The sequence below is a fragment of the Blastococcus tunisiensis genome (genome assembly GCF_900112815.1).
GTDB lineage: Bacteria > Actinomycetota > Actinomycetes > Mycobacteriales > Geodermatophilaceae > Blastococcus_B > Blastococcus_B tunisiensis.
Window position 1 is genome coordinate 93,940 of record NZ_FOND01000009.1, and the last position, 18,847, is coordinate 112,786.

Here is an 18,847-nt window from a genome sequence, read left to right on the forward strand (position 1 = left end):
CGGGCGGCCCCACGCCCACGCCGCACGGGACACGCCGCCCATGGGAAGTGGTGTGCTCCTCGCCCGGAAGGGGCAGGCTTGGGGCTCCCAGAAGGCGCTGTCACATCCCGGAAACGAGCGGACGCGATCATGCCGAGCATGGACCGACAGCAGGAGTTCGTCCTGCGGACCCTGGAAGAGCGCGACATCCGGTTCGTCCGGCTGTGGTTCACCGACGTCTCCGGCTACCTCAAGGCCGTCGCGGTGGCACCGGCCGAGATCGAGGCGGCGTTCGCCGAAGGCATCGGCTTCGACGGCTCGGCGATCGAGGGCTTCGCCCGGGTCTACGAGTCCGACATGCTCGCCAAGCCCGACCCGGGCACGTTCCAGGTGATGCCCGCCCCCAAGGGCAGTCCCAGCGACACCGCGCGGATGTTCTGCGACATCACCCTGCCCGACGGCTCGCCCGCCTGGGCCGACCCCCGGCACGTGCTGCGGCGGACGCTGGCCAAGGCCGCCGACATGGGCTTCACCTTCTACACCCATCCCGAGGTCGAGTTCTTCCTGCTGAAGAACCTGCCCGCGGACGGCTCGCCCCCGGAGCCGGCCGACACCGGCGGCTACTTCGACCTGTCCACGCACAACGTGGCGCACGACTTCCGGCGCGAGGCGGTGTTCGCGCTGGAGGCGATGGGCATCTCGGTGGAGTTCAGCCACCACGAGGTCGCCCCGGGCCAGCAGGAGATCGACCTGCGCTACGCCGACGCGCTGTCGATGGCCGACAACATCATGACGCTGCGGCACGTGGTCCGGGAGGTGGCGCTCACCCAGGGCGTGCACGCGACGTTCATGCCCAAGCCGTTCACCGAGCTGGCCGGCTCGGCGATGCACACCCACCTGTCGCTGTTCGAGGGCGACCGCAACGCCTTCCACGACGCCGCGGACCCCATGCGGCTGTCGACGACCGGCAAGCAGTTCATCGCCGGGCTGCTCACCCACGCCCGCGAGTACACCGCCGTGACCAACCAGACGGTGAACTCCTACCGGCGGCTGCTGGCCGGCACCGAGGCGCCGACCGCGGCGACCTGGGGGCGGGCCAACCGGTCGGCGCTGGTCCGGCTGCCCTCCTACAAGCCCAGCAAGGCGCAGTCGGCCCGCGTCGAGGTGCGGTCGCCGGACTCCGCATGCAACCCGTACCTGACCTTCGCCGTCCTGCTCGCCGCGGGCCTGCGGGGGATCGAGAAGGGCTACGACCTGCCGCCGGAGGCCGAGGACGACGTGTGGTCGCTCACCGACACCGAGCGGCGCGCGGCCGGGTACGAGGACCTGCCGGTGTCCCTCGGGGAGGCGCTCACCGCGATGCAGGGCAGCGAGCTGGTCGCCGAGACGCTCGGGGAGCACGTCTTCGAGCACTTCCTGCGGAACAAGTGGGAGGAGTTCAACTCCTACCGCCAGAACGTCACGCCGTTCGAGCTGCGCCGCTACCTGCCGGGCCTGTAGCGGGACCGGCGTCGCCGGGGCGAGCCCGGCGCGGACCCCTGCGACGGGGCCGTCCCGGTCGCGTGCCGGCAGCGCTCACTACGCTGCGGACGTGACCCGCCTGCTCGTCGTCGTCCCCAGTGAGACCGATCCACCGGCCCGGCTCGGGAGCTGGCTGCGCACGGCCGGCCTCGACCTGGACGAGCGGCACCTCGGCGCCGGTGACGAGCTGCCCGCGGGCCTGGACGGGTACGACGGCCTGGTCCTCCTCGGGGGTCCGCAGTCGTCGACGGACGACGCCGCGACGAGCCCGGAACTGGTCGGCGTCCGCGCCCTGCTGGGCCAGGCGCTGGCGGCGGACCTGCCCACGCTCGCCATCTGCCTCGGCGCGCAGCTGCTCGCCCAGGTCGGCGGGGGCCGCACCCGGGTCGGGGTGGACGGCCCCGAGGTGGGCGCCACCCTGGTCGCCAAGCGCGACGCCGCGGACGCCGACCCGCTCTTCCGCCCGCTGCCGCTGTCGCCGGACGTCATCCAGTGGCACCACGACGAGATCTCCGAACTGCCCCCCGGCGCCACCCTGCTGGCCGGCAACCCGCACTACCCGCACCAGGCCTACCGGGTCGGGCGGCACGTCTACGGCCTGCAGTTCCACATCGAGACGACGCCGGAGATGGTCCGGGCCTGGGCCGCCTCCGACCCCGTCGGGATCGCCGCGAGCCCGCACGACCTGGAGACCGTCTGCCTGCGGGCCGAAGCGGTCCACCCGGACGTCGAGGAGGTCTGGGAGCCCTTCGCCGGCCGGTTCGCCGAGCTGGTCCGCGCCCGCGCCAGGCAGGCGGCATGACCGCGGCCGAGGCCGAGGTCCCGCGGCGCGCGGTCGTCCGGCTGGCCCGGTTCGGGTTCGAGGACGGCGCCCGGGCGGCGGTGTTCCTGTCCGACCCGTCCCTGGGGCTCTGGGACCTCGAGCGCAACGAGCCCGCGGACCCCGAGGCCGGCCCGGTGGTGGCCGCGCTGGCCCGGGCGGGCGACCCCGATCTCGCGCTGCGGTCGCTGCACCGCCTGGTGGAGGCGCTGGACTCCGCCGATGCCTCCGGGGAGGCCGCCGCCGCGCTGCTGGCCCACCTCCGGGGTTCCGGCCTGCTGCGCAGCCGGCTGCTGTCGGTCCTGGGCGCCAGCTCGGGGCTGGCCGACCACCTGGCCGCCCACCCGGCCGACTGGACGGCGCTCGAGGATGAGGGCGAGGGCATCTTCCGCGGGTCGTCGGGCCCCTCGGCCGACGAACTGCAGCGCCGGATGCTGGCCGCCGTGGGTGCCGACCCCGACGATCCGCCGTGGGGGGTGCGCCTCGGGAAGGGCGCCCCCGACGCCTCACCGGAGCGGATCCGGGCGCTCCGCCTGGCCTACCGCCGCGCCATCCTGTCCCTGGCCGGACGGGACCTGGGGGAGGGGCTGCCGGCCGAGGAGGCCGCGGCCGAGCTCGCCGACATCGCCGGCGCCGTGCTGACCGCCGGCCTGGCGCTGGCGGTGGCGGAGCAACCGGCGTCGGCCGCTCCGTGCCGGCTGGCCGTCATCGCCCTCGGCAAGACCGGCGGCCGCGAGCTGAACTACGTCAGCGACGTCGACGTGGTGTTCGTCGCCGAACCGGTCGACCCCAGCGATCCCGAGAGCGCCGCCCTGTCCAGCGCCACCCGGGTGGCGGCGGCGCTGATGCGGATCTGCCACGAGGCGGCGTGGGAGGTCGACGCTGCACTGCGCCCGGAGGGAAAGGCCGGGGCCCTGGTGCGGACGGTTGCCGGGCACCAGGCGTACTACGAGCAGTGGGCCAGCACCTGGGAGTTCCAGGCGCTGCTGAAGATGCGGCCGGCCGCCGGGGACCCCGACCTCGGGCGGGCCTACGTCGACGCGCTCTGGCCGCTGGTGTGGCGGGCCGGTGACCGCCCCGGGTTCGTCGGCGAGGTGCAGGCCATGCGCCGGCGGGTGGAGGCCAACATCCCGCCCGCCCAGGCCGAGCGGGAGCTCAAGCTCGGCCGCGGCGGGCTGCGCGACGTCGAGTTCGCCGTCCAGCTGCTGCAGATGGTCCACGGCCGGGTCGACGAGTCGCTGCGGGTCGGCGGCACGTTGCCGGCGCTGCAGGCGCTCTCGGCGGGGGGCTACGTGGGGCGGGAGGACGCCGCGACCCTGATCGCGTCGTACCGTTTCCTGCGCACCGTCGAGCACCGCCTCCAGCTGCTCCGGCTGCGCCGCACCCACCTGCTGCCCACCGACGAGCAGCAGCTGCGCTGGCTGGCGAAGTCGCTGGGGTACAAGCCCGACCACCGCGGCGAGGCGGTGGACGTCCTGGACGCCGAGCTGACCCTGCACACCCGCGAGGTGCGCCGGTTGCACGAGAAGCTCTTCTACCGGCCGCTGCTCTCGGCGGTCGCCCGGGTGCCCGGCGAGCACCTGCACCTCGGCTCGAAGGCGGCGGGGGACTGGCTGCGCGCCCTCGGCTTCGCCGACCCCGACGGTGCCCTGCGCCACCTGGCGGCGCTCAGCAGCGGGGTGTCCCGATCGGCGTCGATGCAGAAGTACCTGCTGCCGGTGCTGCTCCAGACCTTCGCGTCGTGCCCCAACCCGGACGCCGGGCTGCTGGCCTACCGGCAGGTCAGCGAGGCGCTGGGCGGGAACCAGTGGTACCTGCGCCTGCTGCGGGACGAGGGCCAGGTCGCCGAGCGGCTCGCGCAGCTGCTCGGCTCCAGCCAGTTCGTCGCGTCGCTGCTGACCCGTACCCCCGAGGCGCTGCGGCTCCTGGCCGACGACGAGCAGCTCGAGCCCCGGGCCGCGGCGACGCTGGCCGGTGCGTGGCGGCAGGCCGCCGGACGCGCCCCCGACCCGCAGGCCGGCATCCGCGTGCTGCGCGGGCTGCGCCGCCAGGAGCTGCTGCGGGTGGCGGCGGCGGACCTGCTCGGCCGGCTCGACGTCGTCCGGCTGGGCCACGCCCTGACCGACATCGCGGCCGCCACCCTGCAGGTCGGCCTGGACGTCGCGGTCCGCGCGCACGCCGCCGACGCCGGCCTGGACCCCGCCGACATGCCGATGGACCTGGCCGTCATCGGGATGGGCCGGCTCGGCGGGCGCGAGCTGGGCTTCGGCTCGGACGCCGACGTGCTGTTCGTCCACCGGCCGCGCGACGGCGTCGACGAGGCCAAGGCGACCGCCGCGGCCAACGCCGTCGCGCACACCCTCCGGCGGCTGCTGAGCGAGCCCGCCCCCGACCCGGCGTTCGAGGTGGACGCCGACCTGCGTCCCGAGGGCCGGCAGGGCGCCCTGGTCCGCAGCCTGTCCGCCTTCCGGGAGTACTACGAGCGCTGGGTGTCGGTCTGGGAGGTGCAGGCGCTGCTCCGCGCCGTGCCGGTCGCCGGTGACCCGCAGCTGGGCGCCGACTTCGTCGCCATGATCGACGCCATCCGGTACCCGGCGGGCGGGCTGAGCGACGATCAGGTCGCCGAGATCCGCCGGATCAAGGCCCGGGTGGAGCGGGAGCGGCTGCCCCGGGGCGCCGATCCGGCCACCCACACGAAGCTCGGCCGGGGCGGACTGGCCGACGTCGAGTGGACCGCCCAGCTCCTACAGCTGCAGCACGCCGACGACCTGCCGGCGCTGCGCGTGCAGCCGACCGTCGACGCGCTGCACGCCCTGGCCGACGCCGACCTGCTCGGGCGGGAGGACGTCGAGGCGCTGTGCGCCGCGTGGGAGCTGGCCACCCGTGCCCGCAACGCGATCTTCCTGGTGCGCGGCCGGGCCAGTGACCAGCTGCCCCGTCCGGGGCTGGAGCTGGCCGGTGTCGCCCGTGCCTGCGGCTACGGCCCCGACCAGGACCCCGGGCAGTTCCTCGACGACTACCGGCGCACCTCCCGGCACGCCCGCACCGTCGTCGAGCGGGTGTTCTACGGGCAGCCGTCGGCCGGACGGAGCTGAGCCGCGCCCCTTCCCCCGACCGGCCGGCCGCACATGACGATCGGGTGTCGTCGGGCCGGGGCACGTTCGCGCGGACGACCGCCGGAAAGGGCAGGGAGCGACGTGTTCTGCGATCCCGAAGGCAGGTGACTCGGATGCGACGGCTCGCCGCAGGAATCTGCGCGACCCTGCTCCTCGCCGCATGCACCGGCGAGGACCGGCCATCGAGCGACAGCGACGGCGGGGCGAGCCCTTCCACGGGCGCCGGGCCGAGCGACGAGCAGGCCCTGGAGCCGGTGGGCGATCCGGACACCGCCGCGGTCCAGGGCGGTGGCTTCCCCGGCGAGGGGCCGCCCGTCGCCCACCTCACCGATGTGCGGGTGGCCGGTCACGACGGGTTCGACCGCGTGGTCCTGGAGTTCGAGGGCGAGCAGGTGCCCAGCTACCGGGTGTCCTACGTCCAGCCGCCGCTGACCGAGGACGCCTCCGGCCGGCCGGTCGACGTGGCGGGCTCGGCGTTCCTGGAGCTGCGGGCCTCGCCGGCCAGTGCCGTGGACCTCTCCGGTGAGCAGCCCGAGCAGACCTACGACGGGCCCGACCGCATCGAGCCACCGGAGGGCGGCGTGGTCACCGACCTGGTGTCGACCGGTGACGTCGAGGCGAACCTCGCCTGGACGGTCGGCCTGGCCGACCGGGTGCCGTTCGGCGTCGCCGCGCTCGCCGACCCGTCCCGCCTGGTGGTCGACCTGCTGCACGCCCCGGACGCCCCGGGCGGCCTCGAGCCGGTCGCCGACGGCGACACGGCGGAGTCCATCGCCGCGGGGGACGGGCCGCCGGTCGCGCTCACCGACGTGCGCCTCGGTGCGCACGCGGGGTTCGACCGGATCGTGTTCGAGCTGGCCGGCGAGGGCGAGGCGGGCTGGCAGGTCGGGTACACCGACGAACCGCAGGCCCAGGGCTCGGGTGCCCCGGTCGAGGTCCCCGGCGAGGCCGTCCTGGGCATCACGCTCACCAACATCGCGCTCCCGGGCGATGCGCCGGAGGGCGTGTCCACCTGGGAGGGGCCGGACCGGCAGGCCATCGCCGGCGCCACCGTGCTCGACACCCTCGTGGAGGACACCCTCTTCGAGGGGCGCCACACCTTCTTCGCGGGGCTGGACGGACGGCGACCGTTCGCGGTGGGACTGCTGACCGATCCGCAGCGGATCGTGGTCGACGTCCTCGCGGAGGAACCGGCGGCGCCGGAGCCGCTCTCCCAGCGCTGCGAGAGCCCCGAGGGCTTCTCCATCGCCTATCCGGAGTCGTGGTCGGTGAACAGCGGCGAGACCGTCCCGGAGTGCACGCGGTTCGCCCCGGAGCAGTTCACGGTGCCCCCGAACACCGACGCCCGCGTGGGCGCGGTCACGGCGTCGGTCGAGCCCGTCCCCTTCGACCGGGTCACGGCCCCCGGGCCCGGCCAGGAGCTCAGCCGCACGGAGACGACCGTGGACGGCCGCGCGGCGGTGCGGACGGAGCGGGTATCCGCCGGCGAGGGCCTCTACCCCGAAGGCGTCCGGACGACCTCCTACGCGGTGGACCTGCCCGCGGGCGACGACGGTCCGCGGACGCTGGTGGTGAACACGATCGGGCTGCCGCAGTTCGACTACGCCCGCAACGTGCCGGTCCTGGACCGCATGATCGGGACGGTGACCATCACCCCCTGATCGGGCGGGTCGCGGTGCCGGCGGGTTCACGCCCCCGGCATCGGGGCATGCTGGGCGACGTGTCGCGATCACTGTCGGTCGAACCCGACCTGCCCGAGGACGCCGGCGAACCTGGCGGCGGACAGGGGGAGGGGGCGACGATCACCCCGTACCGGGACGGGCCGCTGATCGTGCGCGGCGACTTCCGCCTCCTCGACCAGGACGGCAACGAGATCGATCCGGGCCGGGAGACGATCGCGCTCTGCCGGTGCGGGAAGTCGGGCATCAAGCCCTTCTGCGACGGCACGCACAAGCGGTCCGGCTTCTCGGCGCCGAGCGCGCCGAGCCGGCCGCGCCCCGCGGCCCAGCTCCTGCGCGAGGGGCGCCGCCCGGACGCGTGATCCCGGCGGCGCGTTCACCCGGGCGTGTCCGGCGGTCGGAAACCGCACCGCGATGACGCAGGATGCACGGGACGTCCTGGCGGGACCGCACCCGTGGGGCCCGCTTCCTGATCGGAGGGTTCCGTGGATTCGCCGCTCGCCACCGTCCTGCTGCCCGCGGCCCTCGCCATCGTGATGCTCGGCCTCGGGCTCTCCCTGACCGTGGGCGACTTCGCCCGGGTGGGGCGCCAGCCCAGGGCAGTGGTGATCGCGCTGCTGCTGCAGCTGCTGGTCCTCCCGGCGGTCTGCTTCGGGCTGGTGCTCGCCTTCGACCTGCCGCCGCTGCTGGCCGTCGGCATGCTCCTGCTGGCGGCCTCTCCCGGGGGTACGACCGCCAACCTCTTCAGCCACCTGTTCCGGGGCGACGTCGCCCTGAACATCACGCTGACCGCGGTCAACTCGCTGATCGCCGTCCTCACCCTGCCGGTGATCACCAACCTGGCCATCTCCTGGTTCGATCCGGCGGGGGCGGGATCCCTCGGCCTGCAGTTCGGCAAGACGGTCCAGGTCTTCGCCGTCGTCCTGGTCCCGGTGGCGGTCGGCATGCTGGTGCGACGGCGCGCTCCCGGGTTCGCCGACCGCATGGACAGGCCGGTGCGGGTGCTCTCCGCCGTCGTCCTCGCCCTGGTGATCGTGGGCACGATGGTCGCCGAACGGGAGAACATCAGCGGGTACCTGCGCGACATCGGGCTGCCCGCCGTGCTGTTCTGCGTGCTCAGCCTGTCCGTGGGGTTCCTGGTGCCGCGCGCCCTCGGGGTCGTGGAGCGGCAGGCGATCGCCAGCTCGTTCGAGATCGGCATCCACAACAGCACCCTCGCGATCGCGGTGGCGATCAGCGTCCTCGGCAGCATCGAGCTCGCCGTGCCCGCCGCGGTCTACGGGGTCCTGATGTTCCCGGTGGCGGCGGCCTTCGGCTGGGCGATCACCCGGTCCTCGCGGAACCCGGCCGCCGCGGGGACCACGGCCGGCGGCTGACCCGGCGGGCCGGCCGCCGGGTCAGCGCCCGGTGTCGAACGCCTTCGCCATCTCCACCTGCTCCTCGAGCACCTCACCGATGCGGGCCTGGACGGCGTCGAGCTCCCCGATGACCTCGCTGGTGGCGTGGATCCCGGCCGAGACCGAGCGGCTGCTGGTCTGGATGCCGGCGATCTGCTCGGACACCCGCTGGGTGGCGCCGGCCGTCTCGCGGGCGAGGTCCTTCACCTCGCTGGCGACCACGGCGAAGCCACGGCCGAGCTCACCGGCCCGCGCCGCCTCGATGGTCGCGTTGAGCGCCAGCAGGTTGGTCTGGTCGGCGATGGCACCGATGATGCGGATGACGTCGTCCACGGCGGCCGAGGCGGTGCCGAGCGCCTCGACCTCGACGGTCATGGACGACGCCTGGGAGACCGCCTTCTCCGCCACCCGGCCGGCGTCGTCGGCCGCCTGCCGCAGCCGGTCGACGGTCTCCAGCAGGGCGCGGGAGTTGACCGCGTCGGCCTCGGCGCGCCGGAGGATGTCCAGTCGCTGCGACACCAGCTGGGCGACGTTGCGCAACGCCGAGGCCCGTGACTCGGACAGGTCGATCGTCTCGGTGACGAAGAAGTCCATGGTGCCGATGACGCGGCCACCGGCGGTGACGGGGAAGCAGACGCCCGAGCGGACACCGGCGCGCTGCGCGGCCGGGGCGCGCACGCAGTCGGTCACCTCGGCGAGGTCGGGGACGAAGACGAGGTCGCGCTGCCGCCAGGCGCGGCCGGACAGGCCGACGCCCTCGGCGAAGCTGGCGCTCAGCGTGACCCGACGGAACTCCTCACCGGCCGACCCGGACTCCACGTCGAAGCGGAGCACGTCCTCGGTCTCGTCCAGCGCCCAGAAGGAGCCGTAGGCCCAGCCGAACGCCGTCCGCACGGTCTCGAGCGCGGTCCGCAGGGCGGTGGCCTCGTCGCGCGCCTCACCGACCTCGGCGACGACGGTGGTGACGGCGTTGCGGTCGTCCAGGTTCTCCCGCAGCTGCGCGGTGGTGAGCGCGCTGCGCCGGGCGTGCGCCACCAGCCGGCCGATGGCCGCCCACTTCTCCGCCCGGCCGCCGAAGAACGGCAGCTCGCGCCGGCTGTAGTACTCGAGGACGGCGGTGACCCGGCCGTCCTCGACCACCGGGAGGAAGCAGCCCTGGCGTGCCCCGGCCGCGGCGGCGGTGGCCCACCGGGGGCACGACGACGTGCGCGACGAGCCGTCCATCAGGACCGGTCGCTGCTCGCGCAGCGCCTGCCCGCCGTACCCGGCGCCGCTGACCATCGCGGTGCCGGGCGTCCAGGCCGCGGCCATGGTGCGGTCCAGGTCGCCCTGGGTCACGCGCAGCACGAAGTCCCCCGAGCGGTCCGGCAGCCAGGCGGCGCCGTAGGCGAGGTCGAGGGACTCGACCAGGCTGTGCAGGATCCGCTCGTGGGCGACGACCTCGTCGCTGACGTCGGCGCCGAGGGCGGCGATCACCGCCTCCAGCGCCTCGACGTCCCGCGGGGCGGGCCCTCCGGGTCCGAGGGTTCCGGCAGTGCCCTGACGACCCCACATGCGCGCACTCCCGCTGTTCCGATACGGCCGGTTCCGGTGATCTGTTCGGCATCGGCGGCGCGGACTCCAGTCGGGCACAACACGTTTCTGCGTCGGCCCCGGGGATCAGGCGGCGAGCGGTGGCTGCCCGCGCAGCGCCGAGCGCCCGGCCTCCCAGGCGCCCAGCAGGTGGGCGGCGGCCAGCCCGTCCATGGCCAGGGAGCACGCGGCCCCGAAGAGCACGTCCTCGGCGAGCTCCGGTTCTCCGGAGACCAGCGACCCGCACATGTCCACCGAGGCGATCTGCTCGTGCACCGCGTCGGCCTCCACGTGCTCGTCGTAGAAGACGGTGACCCGCTCGTCGAACCCGAGCCGGCGCAGGCCCGCCGAGTAGCGCCGGCTCGGCTCCGACGAGGTCATCTCGACGGCCGTCAGGTGGCCCAGGGCGGCGCCCCGCCACCGGCGGTGCAGCCCGAACAGCGACATGGTGTTCACGGAGGCGAAGGCGACGGCGGGCGCCTCGTCCCACAGCGCGCCGTAGCCGGCGTCGAGGCCGAGCGAGCGCAGCAGCCCGGCGAACAGCTCGCTGTGCATCCTGGCCACCGAGCCGCCGCCGTACTCGTCGGCCTGGATCTCCACCATGGCGGCCTTGGCCCGGCCGGACAGCCGGGGGATCGCGAACGTGTGCGGGTCGGCCTCCTTGAGGTGGTAGACCGACCGCAGGGTCAGGTACTCACGCCACTGCTCCACCGTGCCCTGCTTGGCCATGTAGGACGACAGGGACGGGCCGTCGTCGGCCGCGACGAGCGCGCCGAGCCGGCGGTCGACGGGCTCGTCGGTGACCGCGATCGGCCCGGTGAGCTCGCGCAGCGCGGCCACGTGCCGGCGCTCGAGCCCGGCCCGCAGCCCCAGGAGGGCGGGATCCCACTCCCACTCCTCCGGCACGCCGTCGAACCCCCGGTAGTGCAGCTCGTAGAGGACGGCGAGAGCGATCTGCAGGTCCTCGTCCGTCAGCGCGCCGGGGCCGGCGGACGACACCCGGTCGCCCTGCGCGATCGTCGCGGCGGAGAGGGTGGGGGAGGTGGCCAGGTCGCGGCAGAGCGCCTCGCTCAGCGGACCGCGCGGCTCGGGCAGGTGCATGGACCCGATCATGCCCATCGGCCCGGAAACGATGCGCGCGGGCATGTGATGTCCCCCGCGGGTAGTACGCGGGCATGACCCCACGTTCCGATCGCGTCGTCCTGGTCACCGGCGGCAGTGCCGGGATCGGCCGCGCCGCGGTGCAGCGGCTGGCCGGGGAGGGTCTGCGCGTCGTCACCTGTGCGCGGGACGGGCAGCGGCTGGCGGAGGCGGTCGACGGGCTCGACGGTGTCTCGGGCGTGGTCGCCGACGTCGCCGACCCGGCCGACCGGGCCCGCCTCGTCGACGGCGTCGTCGCCGAGCACGGCCGGCTGGACGCGGTGGTGCTCAACGCGGGAGTCGGCTGGGCCGGTCTGCTCGAGGACATGCCCGGCGAGGCGGTGCAGACCGTCGTCGCCGTCAACCTCACCGGTGCGGTGGACCTCACGAGGCTCGCGCTGCCGCACCTGCTCGCGGCCGCCCGCGAGCACGGCCGGGCCGACGTCGTGGCGGTGTCGTCGGTGGCCGCCTGGTCGCAGGTCCCGCCGCTGACGGTCTACTCGGCGACCAAGGCGGGCCTGCAGGGCTTCGTGACCGGGCTCCGCCGGGAGGTGACCGCCCGGGGCGTGCGGGTGCACACCGTCAACCCGTTCTTCGTCGAGACGGAGTGGCTGGCCCGCGGGCACGGCCGGCCACCCGCATCGGACGCCGACGCCGCGGGCCGGCTCTCCCGCGGCATCGACCCGGGTCGCGTCGCGGAGCAGATCGTGCGCTGCCTCGGGGCGCGGGCGCCGCGCACCGTCGCCGTCCCCCGGTGGGCCGGCCTGGCACGGCTGGGCGAGCTGCCGCCGGTCGCCCGCGCACTGGACCGGGGCCTGTCGGCGCGGGCGGCGGCGATCCGTCGCCTGGCGGCCCGGTCGGTCCGGCGCCGCACCGGTTGACCGGTGCCGCGACCAGCGGGGGACACCGGCGTCGCACGTGCGGGCAGGTCGCTCCCGGTCCGGGAACGGAGGAGGCGGCGCCCTTGCCACGTCCGGCCCGGCGGAGTTGTCTCCGGGAAGACGTCCGGTGGATCGGCGAGAGGTAGCGATGGACTTCCTGCAACCGAGGTCGTGGGCCGACGCTCTCGCGGCCCGGGCCGAGCGGCCCGACGCCGTCCCGATCGCCGGTGGCACCGACCTGATGGTGGACCTGAACTTCGACCGCCGGCGTCCCGGTGCCCTCCTCGATCTCGGCCGGGTCGCCGAGCTGCGGGAGTGGTCCGTCGGGGACGGCGCCGGTGGGGGCAGGACGGTGCGGCTGGGCGCCGGCGTCCCCTACGCCCGGATCGTCGACGAGCTCGGCGACCGGCTGCCGGGGCTGGCGATGGCCGCGCGGACCGTGGGTTCGCCGCAGATCCGGGTCCGCGGCACCGTCGGCGGCAACCTGGGCTCCGCCTCGCCGGCCGGCGACGCGCACCCGCCGCTGCTCGCGGTGGGGGCGGTGATCGAGGTCGAGTCCGCCGCCCGCGGTGCGCGCCGGATCCCCGCGGCGGACTTCTACACCGGCGTGAAGCGCAGCGCGCTCGCCGAGGACGAGCTGATCGCGGCGGTGCTGCTGCCCGAGGCGGCCGGCCCGCAGCAGTTCTGCAAGGTCGGCACCCGCAATGCCATGGTCATCGCGGTGTCCGCGTTCGCGTGCGCCCTGCACCCCGACCGGAAGGCCGTCGGCACGGGCATCGGCTCGGCGGCGCCCACGCCGCGGCGGGCGCCCGAGGCGGAGGAGTTCCTCGCCGGGGAGCTCGACTCCGCGGGGCTCTGGGACTCCCGCGGCGAGCTCCCCGAGACGCTGGCGCGGGCCTTCGGGGAGCGGGTCGCGGCCGCGGCGTCCCCGATCGACGACGTCCGGGGGAGCGCGGCCTACCGGCGGCACTCCCTGTCGGTGATGGCCCGGCGCTCCGTCCTGTGGGCGTGGACCCAGTACCAGCACGACCTGCGGAAGGCGGCCTGACCGTGCGCATCACCACCACCGTCAATGGGACCCGGCACGACGTCGACGACGTCTGGCCGGGCGAGAGCCTGCTGTACGTGCTGCGCGAGCGCATGGGGCTGCCCGGCTCGAAGAACGCCTGCGAGCAGGGGGAGTGCGGCTCGTGCACCGTCTACCTCGACGGCGAACCGGTCTGCGCCTGCCTGGTGGCGGCCGGCCAGGCGATCGACCGCGAGATCACCACCGTCGAGGGGCTGGCCACCGGCGAGGGGCTGCACCCGGTCCAGGAGGCGTTCGTCGAGGCCGGCGCCGTGCAGTGCGGGTTCTGCACGCCCGGTCTGCTCGTCGCCGCCCACGACCTCCTCGAGCGGGTGCCCGACCCGTCCGACCTCGAGATCCGGGAGGCGCTGGCGGGCAACCTCTGCCGGTGCACCGGCTACGAGAAGATCCTCGACGCGGTCCGGCTGGCCGCCTCGCGGCAGGCGCGGGCATGAGCACCGAGGCCGGCACGCGGACGACCGCGACGAGCTCGCCCGGACGGGTGGGTGACAGCCCGCTCCGCCCCGACGGGACGCTGAAGGTGACCGGTGAGTTCGCCTATGCCAGCGACCTGTGGCACGACGACATGGTGTGGGGGGTGACCCTGCGCAGCCCGCACCCGCACGCGCGGATCCGGGGGATCGACCTCACCGGGGCGCTGACCGTCCCCGGGGTGACCGCGGTGCTCACCGCCGACGACGTCCCGGGGGAGAACGCGGTCGGGCTCGAGCACGCCGACCAGCCGGTGCTGGCCTCGGAGTTCGTCCGGTACGAGGGCGAGCCGGTGGCCCTGGTGGCGGCCGACCACCCCGAGACCGCGCGTCGCGCCGCGGCCCGCATCCGGGTCGACTACGAGGTGCTGCCCGCCGTCACCGATCCGCGGAGGGCGATGGACGAGGACGCGCCCGCGGTGCACCGGCCGGGGAACCTGGTCCGGCACCTGCGGCTGCGGCGGGGCGACCCGTCAGTCACGGCGCCGGTCGTCGTCTCGCTCGACGTCGAGGTCGGCATGCAGGACCAGGCCTTCCTGGGGCCGGAGTCCGGGCTCGCCGTGCCGGCGGAGGACGGCGGGGTCGACCTGTACGTCGCCACCCAGTGGCTGCACGTCGACCAGCGGCAGATGTGCCTGGCTCTCGGGATGCCCGCCGACAAGGTCCGGCTGCACCTGGCGGGTGTCGGCGGGGCGTTCGGCGGCCGGGAGGACCTGTCGGTGCACGTGCACGCCTGCCTGCTGGCCCTGCGCACCGGCAGGCCGGTGAAGATGAGCTACGGGCGCGAGGAGTCGTTCTTCGGCCACGTGCACCGCCATCCCGCCTGGCTGACCTACGAGTTCGGGGCCGAGCGGGACGGCACCCTGGTCTACGCGCGGGCGACGGTGCTCCTGGACGGCGGCGCGTACGCGTCCTCGACCGCGGCCGTCGTGGGAAACGCCGGCACCCTGGGTCTGGGCCCGTACCGGATCCCGAACGTGGCCGTCGACGCCTACGGGGTGTTCACCAACAACCCGCCGTGCGGGGCCATGCGCGGTTTCGGCTGCGTGCAGGCAGCGTTCGCCCACGAGGCGCTGATGGACGAGCTGGCCGACGCGGTGGAGCTGGACCGGGTGGCGATCCGGCAGCTCAACGGCATGCGGGAGGGTGACCGCAACATCACCGGGCAGGTCATCGACTCGGCCGCGCCGGTCGCCGAGCTGCTGCAGATCGTCTCCGAGCTGCCGCTGCCCCCCGCCCGGGAGGACGGCGCCGACCTGCGCTCGCTGCCGGGGTCGGTGGGCAACACCACCCACGGCGAGGGCGTCGTCCGCGGGATCGGGTATGCGGTCACCTACAAGAACGTCGCGTTCTCCGAGGGGTTCGACGACTACTCGACCGCCCGGGTCCGCCTGGAGATGACCGGCGGCGAGGCGGTGGCCACCGTGCACACCGCGGCCGCGGAGGTCGGCCAGGGGCTGATCACCGTCGAGCAGCAGATCTGCCGCACCGAGCTGGGCGTCGAGCGGGTCGTCGTCCACCCCAAGGACACCACCGTCGGCTCGGGCGGGTCGACGTCGGCGTCCCGGCAGACCTACGTGACGGGGGGAGCGGTCCAGGCCGCCTGCGCGGCGGTGCGGACCGTCGTCCTGGAGCGGGCGGCACGCATCCTCGACCGGGCGGCCGCGGACCTGCGGCTCGACGGCGAGAAGATCGTCGGGGCCTCGGGCGAGGTGCTCACCGGCCTGTCCGACGTGCTGGGGGAGGACGCGGTGGAGGAGACCGCCGAGTACCGGCACCGGCCCACCCACGCGATCGACCCGCAGACCGGCCAGGGGGACGCGCACGTGCAGTTCGCCTTCTCCGCGCACCGGGCGGTGGTGGACGTCGACGTGGAGCTCGGGCTGGTGAAGGTGGTCGCGCTGGACACCGCGCAGGACGTGGGGCGGGCGATCAACCCCGACGCCGTCGTTGGCCAGATCCACGGCGGATCGGCGCAGGGCATGGGCCTGGCGCTGATGGAGGAGATCGTGGTGACCGACGGCCACGTGCGGAACCCGTCGTTCACCGACTACCTCATCCCGACGATCCTCGACATGCCGCCGATGCAGGTGAAGGTGCTGGAGTACGCCGACCCGCACGCGCCCTACGGCGTGCGGGGGGTGGGGGAGCCGCCGACCATCTCCTCGGGGCCGGCGGTCGCCGCGGCCGTCCGCGCCGCCTGCGGCAAGCCGCTGCGCCGCGTGCCGATCCGCCCGGAGCACATCACCGGTACCTGACGCCCGCGGCCGGCGGGCGGATCCGGTACGGGTGACGCAGGGTGGGGCGTGCCTTTCGCCACGGGGACCGTGACCGTACGCAGCCTGGACGCCGACACCTGGGAGCTCGTCGACGAGCTGGTCTACCAGGGGCGATGGCAGGTGTTCGTCGTCCCGAAGGGGTTCGAGACCGACTTCGCGACGGTGCCCCGGCTGGTCACCTGGCTGGTCCCGCGGTTCGGCGCCTACACGCGCGCGGCCGTCCTGCACGACTGGCTGTGCACGGCGGGCATCGAGTCGGGGGCCGTCACGTCGCGCGAGGCCGACGGCATCTTCCGGCGGGTGCTGCGGGAGAGCGGCGTCCCGGTGCTCCGGCGCTGGCTGATGTGGGCCGGCGTCCGGTGGGGTGCGCTGGCGAGTGCGCGCCGGCGGGCCGGCTGGGCGGCGAGCGCGCCGGGGGTGCTCGCGATCTCCGCGGTCGCCGCACCGCTGGTGCTGCCGCCCGCGGTGGTCATCGTCCCCGGCCTGGTGGTCTACCTGCTGGCGGAACGGCTGATCGCGCTGGTGGCTCCCGCACGGCCGCAGGAGTGGGTGCACAGGATGTGACGATCCCGTTGCCTTGCGGATCGTCACGTTCCGGAGCGGTGCGAACGGGATAGGTGCAGCCGGACCGAGCGCTGCCGACCGGAAGCAGGGACCGCCGCATGCGTCACCTCCTCACCGGAGCGTGCTCACTGCTCCTCCTCACCGCCTGCGGGGGCACGGTGGCCTCCCCGTCGAGCAGCTTCGACCCGGCGACCGGCCGGGCAGAGGTGGCGGCAGGGGTCGAGACGACGAGCTGCGCCAGCCCGGAGGGCTTCCGCATCGAGCACCCGGCCGACTGGGCGGTGAACCCGGGCGACGTCCTGCCGGCCTGCAGTGCCTTCTCCGCGGAGCCCTTCGCCGTGCCCGAGGCCTCGGACGTGCGGATCGCGGAGATCACGCTGTCGGTGCAGCCGGGGGGCGGGCCGTCGGTGTCCTGGCCGGACGAGACCGCACGCAGCACCGTCGAGGTCGGTGGCCGACCGGCTCTGCGCGTGGAGCAGGTGGCCGGCCCCGGCTTCTACCCCGAGGGCACGCCGATCACGACGTACGTCGTCGATCTGGGCCCGGCCCGGGACGACGGCGCGGTCCTCGTGGCGGACACGGTCGGACTGCCCGGGTACGACCACGACTCCAACGTCGAGGTGCTCGACGCGATGATGGCCTCGCTCGTCCTGGACCCCGCCGGACGGATCTGAGCGGGCCACCCGAGGGCTGCGTGCGCGGAGCGGATGGGCCAAGCTGCCAGGCATGACCGATACCTCTGGCCCGCCCTTCCGCGCCGACCACGTCGGCAGCCTGCTCCGCCCGGAGAACCTGCTCGAGGCCCGCAGCCGGCACGCTGCCGGCGAGATCGACGACGCGGAACTGCGCGGGGTCGAGGACGAGGCGATCGCCGACGCCGTCGCGATGCAGCGGGACGTCGGCCTGCGGACGGCGACGGACGGCGAGTTCCGGCGCAGCACCTGGCACATGGACTTCATCTACGCCATCGACGGCATCACCAAGGTGGAGGGCGAGGGCCGCACGGTCAGGTTCCACAACGCGGACGGCACGGTCGAGTGGGCCCCGGCGGGGCTGCACGTCGACGGCCCGCTGCGGATCGACGAGCCGATCTTCGGGCGCGACTTCGACTACCTGCGGTCGGTGGTGGGGGAGGGGCAGACGCCGAAGCTCACGATCCCGTCCCCGTCGATGGTCCACTACCGCGGCGGGGCGGCGGCGATCGACCCGGCGGTCTATCCCGACGAGGACGCCTTCTGGGACGCGTTGTCGGCTGCCTACGCGCAGCAGGTGCGGGGGATCGCCGCCCGGGGCTGCAGCTACCTGCAGTTCGACGACACCAGCCTGGCCTACCTCAACGATCCGCAGCAGCGCGCCGAGCTGGCCGCGCAGGGTCGCGACGCCGAGCACCTGCACGAGCGCTACATCCGGCAGATCAACCGGGCCCTGGCGGGCCGGCCCCCGGGGCTGACCATCACCACCCACCTGTGCCGGGGCAACTTCCGTTCCTCGTGGGTCGCCGAGGGCGGCTACGACTTCGTCGCCGAGGCGCTGTTCGCCGAGCTGGACGTCGACGGGTTCTTCCTCGAGTACGACGACGCCCGCTCGGGCGGTTTCGAGCCGCTGCGCTTCGTGCCGCCGGGCAAGCGGGTCGTCCTCGGCCTGGTGACGACGAAGCATCCGGAGCTGGAGCGGAAGGACGACCTGAAGCGGCGGATCGACGAGGCGGCGAGGTACGTCCCGCTGGACCAGCTGGCGCTCTCCGGGCAGTGCGGCTTCTCCTCGACCGTCGAGGGCAACGCCCTCACCCGGGACGAGCAGATCGCCAAGCTGGCCCTCGTCGTGGAGACGGCGGAGGAGGTCTGGGGCTGACGCCGGTGCGGGCCGGCCGGTCAGGGGAGGGGGACTCCCGACCGGAGCGGCCGGTGCGGTGGTGGCACCGCGCGGTGGATCTCGTAGCCGGGGAACGGGGGGATCTCGTCGTCGACGACCAGGGGGATGCCCAGGACCGCGTCCTGCTCGTCTCCCGGACGCGCCGGCCGGCACATGCGCGCGTGGATCTCCGGGCGGACCCGGATCAGCACCGGCTTCCCGGCGTCGGGCCGGACGGCCTCGTCGAGGATGTCGGTCCGCATGTCGTGCACTGGCGATGGTCCGCCGCTGCTGCTCATGGGCGTGAGCTCCTCCGTCTGCGGCCGCTGCGGTGCGGCTCGCGGGATCAGGCTGGCTCCACCGTGCCCCCGGCAGGAGCGGGGCATCCGTGTCGTGACCGATTCGACCGAGGATCGTCACGCCCTCGCAGTGATCTGGCTCACTGCCGGTCCGTACGCGGATCCGGGCTCCGTCGTCCGCGCCGGGACCGG

At 74.6% G+C, this 18,847-nt stretch carries 16 protein-coding genes; 13 read left to right on the plus strand and 3 right to left on the minus strand.

What is annotated here, in order from left to right:
* The first annotated feature begins 138 nt into the window (after positions 1-138).
* From glnA to BM142_RS12890, 6 genes are all read left to right on the plus strand, one after another.
* Positions 139-1,479, plus strand: a complete 1,341-nt coding sequence (glnA, locus tag BM142_RS12865) for a type I glutamate--ammonia ligase (protein WP_092199475.1) — start codon at positions 139-141, stop codon at positions 1,477-1,479.
* Between the two features lie 91 nt (positions 1,480-1,570).
* Positions 1,571-2,302, plus strand: coding sequence for a type 1 glutamine amidotransferase (locus BM142_RS12870; RefSeq protein WP_092199139.1), 732 nt, complete (start codon positions 1,571-1,573; stop codon positions 2,300-2,302).
* On the plus strand, positions 2,299-5,415 hold the full coding sequence (locus BM142_RS12875; protein WP_092199142.1) for a bifunctional [glutamine synthetase] adenylyltransferase/[glutamine synthetase]-adenylyl-L-tyrosine phosphorylase: 3,117 nt from the start codon (positions 2,299-2,301) through the stop codon (positions 5,413-5,415). The genes BM142_RS12870 and BM142_RS12875 overlap by 4 nt, the downstream gene beginning before the upstream one ends.
* 134 nt (positions 5,416-5,549) lie before the next feature.
* The gene (locus BM142_RS12880; RefSeq protein ID WP_092199145.1) at positions 5,550-7,097 is read left to right on the plus strand and encodes an AMIN-like domain-containing (lipo)protein; all 1,548 of its coding nucleotides are present in this window, start codon (positions 5,550-5,552) and stop codon (positions 7,095-7,097) included.
* A gap of 59 nt (positions 7,098-7,156) precedes the next feature.
* Positions 7,157-7,477 (plus strand): CDGSH iron-sulfur domain-containing protein, encoded by a 321-nt coding sequence (locus BM142_RS12885; protein WP_217640707.1) that lies wholly within the window; start codon positions 7,157-7,159, stop codon positions 7,475-7,477.
* A gap of 123 nt (positions 7,478-7,600) precedes the next feature.
* A complete protein-coding gene (locus BM142_RS12890) occupies positions 7,601-8,491 on the plus strand; it encodes a bile acid:sodium symporter family protein (RefSeq protein ID WP_092199148.1) in 891 nt (296 codons plus the stop codon).
* Positions 8,492-8,512: 21 nt separating this feature from the next.
* On the opposite strand, the gene BM142_RS12895 is transcribed toward BM142_RS12890, so the two are convergent.
* Both BM142_RS12895 and BM142_RS12900 read right to left on the minus strand, forming a co-directional pair.
* Positions 8,513-10,066, minus strand: coding sequence for a GAF domain-containing protein (locus tag BM142_RS12895; RefSeq protein WP_092199151.1), 1,554 nt, complete (start codon positions 10,064-10,066; stop codon positions 8,513-8,515).
* 105 nt (positions 10,067-10,171) lie between these two features.
* On the minus strand, positions 10,172-11,230 hold the full coding sequence (locus BM142_RS12900) for an iron-containing redox enzyme family protein (RefSeq protein ID WP_254790868.1): 1,059 nt from the start codon (positions 11,228-11,230) through the stop codon (positions 10,172-10,174).
* Positions 11,231-11,259: 29 nt separating this feature from the next.
* Between BM142_RS12900 and BM142_RS12905 the strand changes: the two genes are divergently transcribed.
* The 7 genes from BM142_RS12905 (at position 11,260) to BM142_RS12935 (ending at position 18,356) form a co-directional block, all read left to right on the plus strand.
* Entirely contained in the window at positions 11,260-12,105 is an 846-nt protein-coding gene (locus BM142_RS12905) for an SDR family oxidoreductase (RefSeq protein WP_092199154.1), read from the plus strand.
* A gap of 148 nt (positions 12,106-12,253) precedes the next feature.
* Positions 12,254-13,153, plus strand: a complete 900-nt coding sequence (locus tag BM142_RS12910; protein WP_092199157.1) for an FAD binding domain-containing protein — start codon at positions 12,254-12,256, stop codon at positions 13,151-13,153.
* A 2-nt stretch (positions 13,154-13,155) separates the two neighbouring features.
* A complete protein-coding gene (locus BM142_RS12915) occupies positions 13,156-13,626 on the plus strand; it encodes a (2Fe-2S)-binding protein (protein ID WP_092199160.1) in 471 nt (156 codons plus the stop codon).
* Positions 13,623-15,920, plus strand: a complete 2,298-nt coding sequence (gene pucD, locus BM142_RS12920) for a xanthine dehydrogenase subunit D (protein ID WP_092199163.1) — start codon at positions 13,623-13,625, stop codon at positions 15,918-15,920. The genes BM142_RS12915 and pucD overlap by 4 nt, the downstream gene beginning before the upstream one ends.
* Positions 15,921-15,989: 69 nt before the next feature.
* Positions 15,990-16,505, plus strand: a complete 516-nt coding sequence (locus tag BM142_RS12925) for a DUF1353 domain-containing protein (RefSeq protein ID WP_254790870.1) — start codon at positions 15,990-15,992, stop codon at positions 16,503-16,505.
* Positions 16,506-16,603: 98 nt separating this feature from the next.
* Positions 16,604-17,179, plus strand: coding sequence for a hypothetical protein (locus BM142_RS12930; protein ID WP_092199169.1), 576 nt, complete (start codon positions 16,604-16,606; stop codon positions 17,177-17,179).
* Between the two features lie 52 nt (positions 17,180-17,231).
* Complete coding sequence (locus tag BM142_RS12935) at positions 17,232-18,356, plus strand: 5-methyltetrahydropteroyltriglutamate--homocysteine S-methyltransferase (protein ID WP_092199172.1); 1,125 nt, start codon at positions 17,232-17,234, stop codon at positions 18,354-18,356.
* 20 nt (positions 18,357-18,376) lie between these two features.
* Here the strand turns inward: BM142_RS12935 and BM142_RS12940 are convergent, their stop codons facing one another.
* Positions 18,377-18,619: a hypothetical protein gene (locus tag BM142_RS12940; protein ID WP_175527262.1), complete on the minus strand. Its 243-nt coding sequence runs from the start codon at positions 18,617-18,619 to the stop codon at positions 18,377-18,379.
* Positions 18,620-18,847 lie beyond the last annotated feature (228 nt).